Source organism: Arthrobacter humicola (assembly GCF_022803015.1).
Lineage (GTDB): Bacteria > Actinomycetota > Actinomycetes > Actinomycetales > Micrococcaceae > Arthrobacter > Arthrobacter humicola_A.
The window spans coordinates 140794-153719 of sequence record NZ_JAFKON010000007.1; the positions used below are offsets into that span (position 1 = coordinate 140794).

The 12926-nt window shown below is 68.7% G+C and carries 12 protein-coding genes; 8 read left to right on the top strand and 4 right to left on the bottom strand.

Annotated elements, in window-relative coordinates; genetic code table 11:
* The first annotated feature begins 208 nt into the window (after positions 1-208).
* From ARTB_RS14725 to ARTB_RS14750, 6 genes are all read left to right on the top strand, one after another.
* Positions 209-1687 carry a GuaB1 family IMP dehydrogenase-related protein gene (locus ARTB_RS14725; protein WP_243181231.1) on the top strand — a complete coding sequence of 493 codons (1479 nt, stop codon included), beginning with the start codon at positions 209-211 and terminating at the stop codon, positions 1685-1687.
* 318 nt (positions 1688-2005) lie between these two features.
* A complete protein-coding gene (locus ARTB_RS14730; RefSeq protein ID WP_028277498.1) occupies positions 2006-3343 on the top strand; it encodes a hemolysin family protein in 1338 nt (445 codons plus the stop codon).
* Complete coding sequence (locus ARTB_RS14735; protein WP_028277499.1) at positions 3340-4404, top strand: hemolysin family protein; 1065 nt, start codon at positions 3340-3342, stop codon at positions 4402-4404. The genes ARTB_RS14730 and ARTB_RS14735 overlap by 4 nt, the downstream gene beginning before the upstream one ends.
* 162 nt (positions 4405-4566) lie before the next feature.
* Complete coding sequence (locus tag ARTB_RS14740; RefSeq protein WP_243181232.1) at positions 4567-5541, top strand: metal ABC transporter solute-binding protein, Zn/Mn family; 975 nt, start codon at positions 4567-4569, stop codon at positions 5539-5541.
* Positions 5542-5590: 49 nt separating this feature from the next.
* Entirely contained in the window at positions 5591-6406 is an 816-nt protein-coding gene (locus ARTB_RS14745) for a metal ABC transporter ATP-binding protein (RefSeq protein WP_243181233.1), read from the top strand.
* Positions 6407-7294, top strand: a complete 888-nt coding sequence (locus ARTB_RS14750; RefSeq protein WP_243181234.1) for a metal ABC transporter permease — start codon at positions 6407-6409, stop codon at positions 7292-7294.
* 123 nt (positions 7295-7417) lie between these two features.
* Here the strand turns inward: ARTB_RS14750 and ARTB_RS14755 are convergent, their stop codons facing one another.
* A complete protein-coding gene (locus ARTB_RS14755; protein ID WP_223916071.1) occupies positions 7418-7879 on the bottom strand; it encodes a Fur family transcriptional regulator in 462 nt (153 codons plus the stop codon).
* A gap of 132 nt (positions 7880-8011) precedes the next feature.
* Here ARTB_RS14755 and ARTB_RS14760 point away from each other — a divergent pair, with 132 nt between their 5' ends.
* Positions 8012-8668 carry an MBL fold metallo-hydrolase gene (locus ARTB_RS14760; protein ID WP_243181235.1) on the top strand — a complete coding sequence of 219 codons (657 nt, stop codon included), beginning with the start codon at positions 8012-8014 and terminating at the stop codon, positions 8666-8668.
* A gap of 61 nt (positions 8669-8729) precedes the next feature.
* Here ARTB_RS14760 and ARTB_RS14765 read toward each other — a convergent pair whose 3' ends face one another.
* Complete coding sequence (locus ARTB_RS14765) at positions 8730-9830, bottom strand: PLP-dependent cysteine synthase family protein (RefSeq protein ID WP_243181236.1); 1101 nt, start codon at positions 9828-9830, stop codon at positions 8730-8732.
* 48 nt (positions 9831-9878) lie between these two features.
* Here ARTB_RS14765 and ARTB_RS14770 point away from each other — a divergent pair, with 48 nt between their 5' ends.
* A complete protein-coding gene (locus ARTB_RS14770; protein ID WP_243181237.1) occupies positions 9879-10751 on the top strand; it encodes a sulfurtransferase in 873 nt (290 codons plus the stop codon).
* A gap of 77 nt (positions 10752-10828) precedes the next feature.
* On the opposite strand, the gene ARTB_RS14775 is transcribed toward ARTB_RS14770, so the two are convergent.
* On the bottom strand, positions 10829-12406 hold the full coding sequence (locus ARTB_RS14775) for an HNH endonuclease (RefSeq protein WP_243181238.1): 1578 nt from the start codon (positions 12404-12406) through the stop codon (positions 10829-10831).
* Between the two features lie 3 nt (positions 12407-12409).
* Complete coding sequence (locus tag ARTB_RS14780) at positions 12410-12724, bottom strand: hypothetical protein (RefSeq protein ID WP_243181239.1); 315 nt, start codon at positions 12722-12724, stop codon at positions 12410-12412.
* Positions 12725-12926 lie beyond the last annotated feature (202 nt).

Consider the following 12926-nt stretch of genomic DNA (forward strand, 5'->3'; position numbering starts at 1 on the left):
CGCCCCGGCAGCCGCCGAATTGCGGTGAAGAAGAGTTGCAGAATCGGCCCCGGATGCGGCCCTCATGCGGTGCCCTGCGCGAGGCCGGACGCGGTGCTGGCCCCGGCGCCGGAGGCGGTGCCGGCCCCGCCGGAAACCCACCTAGAATGCAGTGAGAACCCGTTTGTCGCCGACGGTGCCAGCTGCGGGTGCCAGCAAAGGAGCAGCAGTGCGTTTCCTGAATGAGCCCACCGCCGATCTGACCTACTCGGACCTCTTCCTGGTCCCGTCCCGGTCCGATGTCACCTCCCGCCTGGACGTCGACCTCGCGGCCGACGACAGGACCGGCTCCGCGATCCCGCTGGTGGCGGCGAACATGACGGCGGTCACGGGGAAGCGGATGGCCGAGACCATGGCCCGCCGCGGCGGCCTTGGCGTCCTGCCGCAGGACGTCCCGCTCGACGTCATCCGTGACGTCACGGCCTGGATCAAGGGACGCCACCCGGTCCTGGAAACCCCCGTCACGCTCGCGCCCACGGACACCGTCATTGATGCCCTCCACCTGATGGGCAAGCGGCCGCACGGGGCCGTTGTGGTGGTGGACGACTCCGGCGCGGTCACCGGTGTTGTCCGGGCCACCGACTGCGAGGGCCAGGACCGTTTCGCGTCCCTGGCCTCCGTCATCCGCCACCAGCCGCTGGTGCTCGACGCCGGACCGCTCGCCGGCGGATTGTTTGGGGGCGGGTCGGCGGCCGATGCTGCGCAGGCCCTCCGCGGCGCCTTTGAGGCGATGGACGCCGCCGGAACCGACTACGCACCGGTGCAGCAGGACGGGGTCCTGGCCGGCGTGCTCACCCGTAAGGGCGCCCTGCGCGCCACGCTCTACCGGCCGTCCCTGGACGACGAGGGCAGGCTGAAGGTCGCCGCCGCCGTCGGAATCAACGGGGACGTGGCCGGGCGGGCCGCCGAATTGCTGGCGGCCGGCGTCAACGTGCTGGTCCTCGACACCGCGCACGGGCACCAGCAGAAAATGTTCGACGCCCTCGCCGCCGTGAAGGGTCTCAACCCCGGCGTGCCGGTAGTCGCCGGCAACGTCGTCACCGGCGAGGCAACGCGTGAGCTCATCGAGGCCGGGGCGGACATCGTCAAGGTCGGCGTGGGTCCGGGCGCCATGTGCACCACGCGCATGATGACGGCCGTGGGCCGCCCGCAGTTCAGCGCCGTCCTGGAATGTTCCGCCGCGGCCCGGGAAGCGGGCGGCCGGGTGTGGGCCGACGGCGGGGTCCGCTACCCGCGCGACGTCGCGCTGGCCCTGGCCGCCGGGGCCAGCCAGGTCATGATCGGCTCCTGGTTCGCCGGTACGCACGAGAGCCCCGGGGACCTGCAGCTCGACGCCTCGGGCCGGCAGTACAAGGAGAGCTTCGGCATGGCGTCCGCCCGGGCGGTGCAGAACCGCAACCAACGCGAGGGCGCCTTCGAAAAGGACCGCAAGGCCCTCTTCGAGGAAGGCATCTCCACCTCCCGCATGTACGTCGACGCGGCCCGGCCCGGCGTCGAGGACCTGCTGGACATGATCACCGCGGGCTTGCGCAGTTCCATGAGCTACGCCGGCGCTGCCGATCTCGCCGCTTTCCGGGAACGCGCCGTGGCAGGCATCCAGTCCGCGGCCGGGTACGAGGAGGGCCGGCCCGTCCCGCAGAGCTGGTGAATCCGGCGCGGCCGGGGACGCGGGCGGTCGGGGGCTGGCGGCGGTTGCTCCTGTAGACTGAACTTCTTATGGACAGTAAATCTAGGTGCCGGCCTGGGGGCTGTCAGCGGAGTACGGAAACCGTGCCCGCCCAGTCCACCCGCAGAGCCGGCAAACCCCGTTCACGTGCCCATCATTCTCCGGCCGCACGCCATTCCGGAGCTTTCCAGGAAACAGGGTCCGCCGCCGCCGACCATCCTCCGCCAGACCGGGCCTTCCCGCATTTGCGTCCCCTGACGCGTCACGTGCCATGCGCTGCTGCGGAAGCAGGCCGCTGACATGGAATGGCTACTCCTCGCAGCAGGCCTCCTGCTCATCCTCGGCACCGGCTTCTTTGTCGCCGTGGAATTTTCCCTGGTCGCCCTGGACCAGGCCACTGTGCAGCGCGCCGTTGACACCGGCGACACCGCCGCCGAGCCGTTGCTCAGATGTCTCAAGTCACTCTCCACCCAGCTTTCCAGCTGCCAGCTGGGCATCACCATGACCACGCTGCTGACCGGCTATGTCATGGAACCGTCCGTGGGCAAGCTGCTCGAAGGCCCCCTCACCGCGCTCGGTGTCCCGCCGGCGGCGGCTGCCTCGCTGTCCCTGGTCCTGGCAATGGCGGTGGCCACCCTGCTCTCCATGGTGATCGGCGAACTGGTGCCCAAGAACATGGCCATCGCGCTGTCCTTCCCGATCGGCAAGGCCGTCGCCCGGCCCCAGCTGGTGTTCACCGCTATCTTCAAGCCCGCCATCGTGGTGCTCAACGGCTTCTCCAACAAGGTCCTCAACGTCTTCGGCCTGGAGGCCAAGGAGGAAATCTCCGGCGCCCGCACCCCGGCCGAGCTGGCCTCGCTGGTGCGCCGCTCCGCGGCCATGGGCACCCTCGACGCCGGAACGGCCAACTTCATCGCCCGAACCCTGAAGTTCTCCGGGCGGACCGCCGCGGACGTCATGACCCCCCGCATCCGCGTGGAGACCATCGACGCCGACCAGCCCGTCTCGGATATCGTCGAGGCCGCCAAGCGCACCGGATATTCCCGGTTCCCCGTGATCGGCGAGTCCTCCGATGACATCCGCGGCGTGGTCCACATCAAGAAGGCCATTGCCGTGCCCGCGGACCGCCGCGCCAAGCTGCAGGCGGGGGCCATCATGACCGACGTGCTCCGGGTCCCCGAAACCATCCACCTTGACGCCCTCCTCGCCGAACTGCGCGAGGGCAACCTGCAACTGGCCGTAGTCCTGGATGAATACGGTGGAACCGCTGGCATCACCACGCTGGAGGACCTCGTGGAGGAAATCGTCGGGGAAGTGGCCGATGAGCATGACAAGGTCCGGCCCGGCCTGCTCCAAAGCGCCTCCGGGGACTGGTACTTCCCGGGCCTGCTCCGGCCCGATGAACTCTCCGAACAGATCCCGGGTCTGACCGTGCCCGACGAGGCTGCCTACGAAACGGTGGGAGGCTACGTCATGAGCCAGCTCGGCCGCATCGCGGCAGTCGGCGACACGGTCGACGTCGTCGGCGGGACACTCAGCGTGACACGCATGGACGGCCGCCGGATCGACCGGATCTGTTTCCGGCCCATCCGCGTGTCCGGCGACGGCCAGCCCGCCAGCCAGGCAGGTGCCGCATGAGCGACTGGGCAGGAATCCTCTGGCTTGCGTTCCTCCTGGTGGGCAACGCCTTCTTCGTGGCCGCCGAATTCGCCGTCATGTCGGCCCGCCGCAGCCAGATCGAGCCGCTGGCCGAGGCAGGTTCCAAGCGCGCCCAGACCACACTGCGGGCGATGGAAAACGTTTCCCTCATGCTCGCCTGCGCCCAGCTCGGCATCACCGTCTGCTCGCTGCTGATCCTGCAGGTGGCCGAGCCCGCGATCCACCACCTCCTGGCCGTGCCGCTGGAAGCGGTGGGCGTCCCCGAGGAGGTCGCGAACATTGTGGCCTTCGCCGTCGCCCTGCTGTTGGTGACGTTCCTGCACGTCACGTTCGGGGAAATGGTGCCCAAGAACATCTCCGTGTCCGTCGCGGACAAGGCGGCGCTGCTGCTGGCGCCGCCGCTGATGTTCATCGGGCGGCTCGTCAAGCCCGTCATTGCGGCGCTTAACTGGTCCGCGAACCACATCCTGAAGCTGATGCGGATTGAGCCGAAGGACGAGGTGACCTCCACCTTCACCCTTGAAGAAGTGCAGTCGATCGTGCAGGAATCCACCCGCCACGGACTCGTGGACGACGACGCCGGACTCATCACCGGAGCGCTCGAGTTCTCCGAACACACCGCGTCCCGTGTGATGGTTCCGCTGGGCAAGCTCGTCATGCTCAAGGCGGCCACCACTCCGGTCGAATTCGAAAAGGCAGTGAGCCGGACCGGGTTCTCGCGCTTCCCGATGCTCGACGACGACGGCATGCTGGCCGGCTACCTCCACATCAAGGACGTGCTGTCCATCCCGGACGCCGGGTACCACCAGCCCATTGCGGAAAGCCGCATCCGGTCGCTGGCGAACCTCGCCATGGACGACGAAATCGAGCAGGCCATGTCCGTCATGCAGCGCACGGGTTCGCACCTGGCCCGCGTGATCGGACCCGACGGGCTGACCCAGGGCGTGTTGTTCCTCGAAGACGTGATCGAGCAGCTCGTCGGCGAAATCCGGGACGCGACGCAGGCCACCGGCTACCGCAGGCTGGGCCAGGACCAGTAAGGGACAGCCCAATAACGGGCAGCCCAGCAGCGGATGGGGCAGCTGCGGCCGGGCATTGGCGGGGCACGCCGTGTATCCCTAAATAGGAATGATTCCTATTTAGGGATACACTCGGGCTGTTGCTATTGCTCCTGATTCTCAATAACAGATCCGAGGTTTTCCGTGCGTCGTCCCGCTGCCCGAGTCCTGCTGGCTGGTCTTGCCGGCCTGGGCCTCCTGCTCACCGCGTGCAGTCCGACGTCCGGCAGCCTGCGGGGGACCGCGGGGGACGGCATGGTCAACGTCGTCGCATCCACCAGCGTGTACGGCGACATCGTCTCCAGCATCGGCGGCGACAAGGTCCGGGTCAGCTCGATCATCAACCGCACCAGCCAGGACCCGCACTCGTACGAGGCGACCACGCAGGACAAGCTGGCCGTCTCCAAGGCCGAGCTGGTGGTGGAGAACGGCGGGGGATACGACGCCTTCATGGACACGCTGGCGACCGACACCGGACTGGACCGCGGCAGCGTCATCAGCGCCGTGGACGTTTCAGGCCTTGTCTCCGAAAGCGCTGCCAGCGAAAGCCCGGCAGCGGCGAGCCCCGACTCCGCCGGCCACACCCACGGGTCCACGGGGCTGAACGAACACGTCTGGTACAGCCTGCCTGCCATGTCCCGCCTCGCGGACGCCGTCGCCGAGAAGCTGGGCTCGCTGGAACCGGCCTCGGCGCAGACGTTCCGGAGCAACGCGGCGGCCTTCAAGGACTCGCTCGGAGGCCTGGAAGCGAAGCTCGCCGCCATCAAGTCCTCGGCGGGCCACGCGCCCGTGGCCGTCACCGAGCCCGTACCGCTTTACCTGCTCGAGGACGCCGGACTGGAGAACGAGACCCCGGCCGAGTACACGGCGGCGATCGAGGAGGACGCCGACGTCCCACCCGCAGTGCTCAAGACCACCGTCGATCTCGTGGCATCCCGGGGCGTAAGGCTGCTGGCCTACAATACTCAGACCGAGGGACCGCAGACGGCGGCGGTGAAAAAGGCCGCCGAGAACGCCGGCGTCCCGGTCGTGAACTTCAGCGAGACCCTCCCGGACGGCCAGTCCTATCTGCAATGGATGACCGGAAACGTGGAGAGCATCGGCAAGGCCCTAGGATGATCGCAACAGCGGGAGCAGCCATCTCCGCGGAAAATCGAGGAAACCCCTTTTGACACCGGTAGTGAGCCTGCGCGGCGCCTCCCTGGCGTTCGGCCAACGGACTCTCTGGGAGGGCCTGGACCTGGACATCAACCCGGGTGAATTCTTTGCCGTGCTCGGGCCCAACGGCAGCGGCAAGACCACCTTCCTGAAGGTCCTGCTGGGACTGCAGGAACTGAGCACGGGAACGGCCGTGCTCGACGGCCACCCCGTTGAGCGGGGAAGCCGCCGGATCGGCTACGTGCCCCAGCAGAAATCATTCGACCCCGATACGCCCCTGCGCGCCCGCGACCTCGTGGCCCTCGGCGTAGACGGCCACCGCTGGGGCATCCGCCTCGGCAGCGCCAAGGTGAACCGTAAAGTCGATGAACTCCTGGAGCTTGTGGGCGCCACCGATTACGCCAAGGTGCCGGTGGGGCAGCTTTCCGGCGGTGAGCAGCAGCGCCTCCGCGTGGCGCAAGCCCTCGCGACCGATCCCAAGGTGCTGCTGTGCGACGAGCCGCTGCTCTCCCTTGACCTTCAGCACCAGCAGGGCGTCAGCGCGCTGATCAACAGGCAATGCCGCGACGCGGACAGCGCCGTGGTGTTCGTGACCCACGAGATCAACCCGATCATGGACTACGTGGACCGGGTCCTGTACCTGGCCGGCGGAAAGTTCCGGGTGGGCACACCCGCGGAGGTCATGACCACCGAGGTGCTCTCCGATTTGTATGACAGCCGTGTTGAAGTCATCCAGGCCAACGGCCGGCTGATCGTCGTCGGGCTGCCGGATGCCGCGACGCACCACCATCTGGACGCGCACTCAGTCGCGGGCGAGGTGGGCTAAATGGATCTGGGCGACCTGCTGCACTCAATCTTCAACTTCGAAAACTACGGCGAGCTGCTGGTCCTGGTGCAGAACTCCATCTGGGCCGGCGCCGTCCTCGGGCTGCTCGGCGGAATCATGGGCACCTTCGTGATGAAACGCGACCTCGCCTTCGCCGTCCACGGAATCTCGGAACTCTCCTTTGCCGGCGCGGCGTTCGCACTGCTGATCGGCGCCGACATCATCCTCGGCTCGCTGGCGGGATCCGTGCTGGCAGCCCTGGTGCTCGGCGTGATGGGGGTCCGCGCACGGGACAAGAACTCGATCATCGGCGTCATCATGCCCTTCGGGCTTGGCCTGGGCATCCTCTTCCTGTCCCTGTACGAGGGCCGGGCGGCCAACAAGTTCGGCCTGCTCACCGGGCAGATCGTGTCGGTCGGGACCGTCCAGCTGCAGGTCCTGGCGGTCGCCGCCGTCGTGGTGATGCTGGCGTTGGCCGCCATCTGGCGGCCGTTGACCTTTGCCAGTGTCGACCCCGACGTCGCCACCGCCCGCGGCGTCCCGGTGCGGGCCCTGGCCCTTGGGTTCATGGTGCTGCTGGGCATCAGCGTGGCGCTGTCCATCCAGATTGTCGGCGCCCTGCTGGTGCTGGCCCTCCTGATCACGCCCGCGGCGGCGGCGATGCGCGTCACGTCCTCGCCCCGGCTGGTGGTCACGCTGAGCATCGTTTTCGCGATGACGGCGACCGTCGGAGGCATCCTGCTGGCCCTCGGCGGCCGGCTGCCGATCAGCCCCTATGTGACCACGCTGTCGTTCCTGATCTACGTGGCCTGCCGGATGATCGGCAGTGCCCGGGCCAGGCGGGGGCTCAACGGGCGGGTGGTGCGGAGCGCGGGAGCTGTGGCTTAAACGCTCTCACGCCTTTGCGGCGGAATTTCCCCAGGTTAGCCGCCGGCAGCCGGCGGGTCCCTGCGCCCCGCCGGTGATTTCCGGGGTCACGAGGTCAAAGGTGGGGAATTTCAGCAGCTCCGGCTACTGGCCGGGCTGACTGGCTGTGCATTCGGGGCACAGTCCGAAGATTTCCACGGTGTGCTCCACTGCGGTGAAGCCGTGCTCATTCGCGATCCGCGCGGCCCAGGCCTCGACCGCCGGTGCTTCCACTTCCACGGCCTTGCCGCAGTTCCGGCACAGCAGGTGATGGTGGTGCCCGGTGACGGCGCACCGCCGGTACACCGCCTCGCCGTCGGCGTTGCGCAGGACATCCACCAGCCCGTCGTCGGCGAGGGACTGCAGGATCCGGTAGGAGGTCGCGAGGGACACCGCGGTGCCGCGCTCCTGGAGGATGCGGTGCAGTTCCTGGGTGCTGACGAAGTCCGCCAGGTCGTCCAAGGCGGCACTGACGGCGAGGCGTTGCTTGGTGACGCGCTGTTCCTTGCCCTGCACGGGTGCCGAGGCCGGAGTCCGGCTGCTGCCGGTGGTAGCGCCTTGGGACATCGTGGAACTCGCTTCGTCATAAGAATTTGCGGGTGGGACTCGCTAAGGGTGGCAATGTCCAAGATTACCAGCGCCCAAGATTGCCAGCACCGCTCCGTGGACACTGTGACGGCTGGTGCCTAGGCTGGCCGGATGAAGCTGACGAAATTTACTCACGCCTGTGTCCGCCTCGAACAGGACGGCCGGGTGCTGGTGTTTGACCCGGGCACCTTTTCGGAGACGGACCAGGCCTTGGCCGGAGCACATGCTGTGCTCATTACCCACGAGCACGCGGACCATGTGGACGTCGACGCCGTCGCCGCGGCGTTGCAGTCGAACACCACCCTTGAGCTTTTCGCCCCGGAGACCGTGGCCGCGACGCTCCGCGGCAAGGCGCCCGACGCCGCGAGCCGCATCCATGCGGCGGGCGCGGGCGAGGAATTTGAAACGTCGGGCTTCGCCATCAGGACCTTTGGCGGCCAGCACGCCCTCATCCATCCGCAGATCCCCGTGGTGGCCAACGTCGGCTACCTCGTCGACGGCAATGTCTACCATCCGGGGGACTCCTTCGCGATCCCCGACGGCGTCGACGTCAAGACGCTGCTGGTACCCATCCACGCTCCGTGGAACAAGGTGGGCGAAGTGGTGGATTTTGTCATCGGTGTCCGCGCACCGCAGGCCTTCCCGATCCACGACGCGCTGCTGAACGAGCTGGGCCGCGGCCTGGTGGAGGGGCACGTGACCCGGATCGGCGCCAAGTACGGCACCGAGTACCGGCACCTCTCAAGCGGCGATACAGCGGAGGTTTAGCCGCCGCGGGCGCCTTGGCGGGCTTAGGCCGGCGTACTGGCGGGCGTGCTGGCCGGCTGGCTTAGGCCGGCCAGGCGCCGGTCCGGAAGAACTCGCGCAGCACGGCCTCATGGGGTTCGGGATCCAGGCCGTGGGCCTCCAGCCACTCCGGGTTGTAGTAATTCCCGGCATAGCGGTCCCCGGCGTCGCACATCAGGGTCACAACACTGCCCCGGCGGCCCTCCGCGATCATCCCGGCGATAAGCTGCCACGCGCCCCAGAGGTTGGTCCCGGTGGACGGACCCGCGTGCAGACCGGCGTGGTCCCTCAGATGCCGCATGGCCGCCACCGAGGCGGCGTCGGGAACCTGGATCATGTGGTCGATCACGGCGGGCACAAAACTCGGCTCCATCCGCGGCCGGCCGATGCCCTCGATGCGGGAGGGCAATCCCGCCGCGGGTACGGCAGCTGTCCCGCCGTCGGGCCGGCTGTTCCGCCAGCCCGGATAGAACGCGGAATTTTCCGGGTCGACGACGGCGAGGCCCGTCTCGTAGCGGTGGTAGCGCAGGTACCGGCCAATCGTGGCGCTGGTCCCGCCGGTGCCGGCCCCGACCACCACCCAGCGGGGGACCGGGTGCTCCTCCAGCGCCAGCTGGCCGAAGATCGATTCGGCGATGTTGTTGTTCCCGCGCCAGTCCGTGGCCCGTTCGGCATACGTGAATTGGTCCATGTAGTGTCCGCCTGTGCTGCTGGCCAGATCCGCGGCGGCCTCGTAGACCTCGGAGGCGTGGTCCACCAGATGGCAGGAGCCGCCGAACTGTTCGATCAGGGCGATTTTCTCGCGGCTGGTGGTCCGGGTCATCACGGCGATGAAGGGCAGTCCCAGCAGCTGCGCAAAATAGGCTTCGGAGACGGCGGTGCTGCCGCTGGATGCCTCCACGATTGTGGTGCCTTCCCGGATCCAGCCGTTGACGAGGCCGAAGAGGAACAGGGACCGCGCCAGACGGTGCTTGAGGCTGCCGGTGCGGTGGGTGGACTCGTCTTTCAGGTAAAGCTGCACGCCCCAGTGCTCCGGGAGCGGCACCGAATACAGGTGGGTGTCGGCAGAGCGGTTGTTTTCGGCGTTGATCCGGCGGACGGCCTCGTCGGCCCAGGCCCGGTCCTGCAGGTGCGCGGTGTTCACCGCTACAGCCTACCGGGGGCGGTGGGACGCCAAAGATAGAGTGGGGAAATGGACACAATTCTCGATGCTGCCGCCCTCAAGGACCGGATGGACGACGCCGGCGCAGCCGGCCAGCGCACAGTACTCCTCGACGTTCGCTGGGCGCTGGGAGATCCCCACGGTCACGATCACTACCTGCGCGGACACATCCCCGGGGCCGTCTTCGTGGATCTCGCCACTGAACTTGCCGGACCGGCGGAACCGGCACGCGGCAGGCATCCGTTGCCGCCGTCGGAGCAGTTCCAGGAGTCTGCGCGCCGCTGGGGCATCAACGACGGCGATGCGGTCGTAGCGTACGACGACAGCGGCAACATGGCTGCGGCCCGGCTGTGGTGGATGCTGCGCAACGCCGGCTTTAGTTCTGTGTACCTGCTCGACGGCGGCCTGGCCGCGTGGCGGGCTGCCGGGTTCGAGCTGGTTGCCGGACCCGAACAGCCCGCACCCGGAAACGTCACCCTGTCCGACGGCGCCATGCCCGCGATCGACGCCGGACAAGCCGCCACTTGGGGCCGGCAGGGGCTGCTGTTGGACGCCCGGGCGGGGGAGCGGTACCGCGGTGAAATCGAGCCCGTGGATCCCCGCGCCGGCCATATTCCGGGGGCCGTCAGTGCCCCCACTACCGGGAACCTGCGCGCTGACGGGCGCTTCCTGGCCCCGGCGGAGCTGCGGGAGCGTTTCGAACGGCTCGGTTACCGGGACGGCGTCCCCACTGCCGTGTACTGCGGATCCGGAGTGACGGCGGCCCATGAAATCGCCGCCCTCGAGATTGCCGGCTTTTCCGCTGCCCTCTATCCGGGGTCCTTTTCGGAGTGGTGCCACGGTGCCGCGAACGATGTTGTCACCGGGCCGGAACCGTACGGTGAGGATGCGGCTTCACACTGAGGGCCAGCACGAGCACCGGACGGCCCGCGCAGGTTGCCCAGAGCGCCTCCAGTTCCTCCTGGGGCAGTCAATGATTCCTAGGCGGCTGCCCCTTTGGGCCTTTCGCGCCTGAGCGTTTTGGCTTGGTGCCGGAGCTGGCGCCGGTGGCGGGAGCCCGGCTGGGACCCCGGCTGGTCTCTGGCCGATGGCCGAAGCGGTGTCCCCGGCAGGGGCGGCGCGGTGGAACGGTACGTGTGGCCGGTGGGGGTGGTGAGTTCGATGGTGTGCCTCGCGCCGATGCTCGAGGCGGATCCGGGTGCGGCTTCAGGGCCGGGGCGTGCTTTCCAGCCGGGGGTTTCTTTGGTGTGGTTGCAGGCTTCGCAGCGGCCGGCGGCGTTGTCCGTGGTGGTCGGGCCGCCGGTGTGCCAGGGGACGATGTGGTCCAGGTGGCGGATGGGCGCGTCGCAGTAGGGGGTGCGGCAGGTGTCGTCGCGGGCCAGGATGAATCGGCGGTGCCCGGCGGGGAAGAGCCGGGCGCGGGAGTCCATGGCGATGAGCTCGCCGGTGCCGGGGTGGGTGTAGAGGCGGCGGAGCCAGAGGGTGAACGCGGGGTCATCGGCCCTCCCGGCGGTGCCGCCCGGTTGAGGGGGACCGCCGGACTGGCCGTCACCGTTTCTGTCCGTGTTTGGGGCCGCGGCGCCGGGTCCAGGGGGACCACTGTGTCCCGGGGAACCGCCGCCGTCACCGCTGTGGGCGCCGGCCGTGCCGTTGATGAGGCTGCGGGCCCAGCCGGCGGGGACGGTGCCGTAGCCGGGAAGCCGGGCCGGTTCGGCGCCGGCCTGGAAGAGGGCGCGGTCGGTGATGACGAGCTGGATTTCGACGCCGCTGATCCCGCCGGGAATGCCGGTGGTGCGTTCGACCAGGGCATCGGCCATCAGCTGCCCGCGGCCCCTCGGGTCCCCGGCGGCGCGGAGGGTGTCGGCGTGCCCGGTGAGGGCCTTGTAGACTGCGACGCCGGCGGTCACGGGGAGCAGGGCGGTGAGGTGGCACATGGTGTCGGGGGCGGGGCGGAGGCTGACGTGCCGCTCGGTGGCGGCGTGCGCGGCGCGTTCGGTGACGGAGCGGGGGTCCAGCCGGTAGGCGGCGGCCCGGGCCGCGGCGACCAGGGACCGGTCACCGGCGCCGGCGAACGTCCCGGTGTCGGGCGCGAGTTCCTCGTCGACGGCGGCCCGGTCGGCGGCGGTCAGGGAGGCGGTTTCGCGCACGAGCAGGGTGGCGCGCCATTCGTTCAGCTGCCCGGTTTCCAGGGCGGTGAGGGTGTGGGGCATTTCGGTCACGAGGGCTTTGGCCAGGCCCAGGAGCCGGCCGCCCTTGGCGGGTGATTCGCGGCGGGCGAGGGCGATCTGCGCGCCGACACCGGTCCCGAGTTCCTTGGCCGGAACCCCGGCGGCGGCTTGTTCGCGGCGTTGGAGCAGGTCGAACGCCACGGCGTGCCGGGCCTGCCGGGCTGCCATGGCGGATTTCAGGTCTTCCAGGTCCCGGATCTCGTCGATCAGGGCGGCGGCGCTGTCCGGGGCCGGGAGGAAAGCCAGGATCCGGGCCAGTTCAGCGACGGTCACCGCAGTTGCCGATGCCGGGTCTGCCGGAACCACTTCGGGCCCTTGGTTGCCGTCCATGAGTTAAGTGTCCCTGCGGGCTATGACATTAATGGCCCTCCGGAACCGTTCCACCGCTTCGGAAGCCATCGGGGAGCTTCCGGGCGTAACTCCAGGAACGCTGCCCAGGAAAACGTCGAGCCGAAAACGCATCAGCAATGCGTCGATAGCGGAGTGAAGCTCGTCAAGCCGCCGGTACTGTTCGAGGATCCCGGCGCGGTCCTCGGGCTGACGCTGGTCCCGGAGCACGCGGGAGCAGAATGCGAGCAACTCCTGGAGGTCCTCGTCACCGTGCCCTGCCACTGATGAAGCCTCGTCGGGCCCCTGCTTGCCGTCCATGAACCCAGTCTCCGTCGGGGTCCGACATTAATAGGAACAGCCGAGGCGGGCGGACGCGCGAGGCCATATCGGACCGCAACCGTGGCCTCATTGTTGACATGTCTCCCGCGGCGGCGCGGTCTCCGGTGCGCAGACCGCCCACACGTGACCCGCAGCGTGGCCCCGCACCCCAAAGTGGAATACATCCCGGGACCGGGGGTAG

Bases quoted from the DNA above. Each gene is read 5' to 3' on its own strand.
- ARTB_RS14730 (WP_028277498.1), top strand. From the start codon at position 2,006: ATGGAATGGCTACTCCTCGCAGCAGGCCTCCTGCTCATCCTCGGCACC.
- ARTB_RS14735 (WP_028277499.1), top strand. From the start codon at position 3,340: ATGAGCGACTGGGCAGGAATCCTCTGGCTTGCGTTCCTCCTGGTGGGC.
- ARTB_RS14750 (WP_243181234.1), top strand. From the start codon at position 6,407: ATGGATCTGGGCGACCTGCTGCACTCAATCTTCAACTTCGAAAACTAC.
- ARTB_RS14755 (WP_223916071.1), bottom strand. From the start codon at position 7,879: ATGTCCCAAGGCGCTACCACCGGCAGCAGCCGGACTCCGGCCTCGGCA.
- ARTB_RS14760 (WP_243181235.1), top strand. From the start codon at position 8,012: ATGAAGCTGACGAAATTTACTCACGCCTGTGTCCGCCTCGAACAGGAC.
- ARTB_RS14770 (WP_243181237.1), top strand. From the start codon at position 9,879: ATGGACACAATTCTCGATGCTGCCGCCCTCAAGGACCGGATGGACGAC.
- ARTB_RS14775 (WP_243181238.1), bottom strand. From the start codon at position 12,406: ATGGACGGCAACCAAGGGCCCGAAGTGGTTCCGGCAGACCCGGCATCG.
- ARTB_RS14780 (WP_243181239.1), bottom strand. From the start codon at position 12,724: ATGGACGGCAAGCAGGGGCCCGACGAGGCTTCATCAGTGGCAGGGCAC.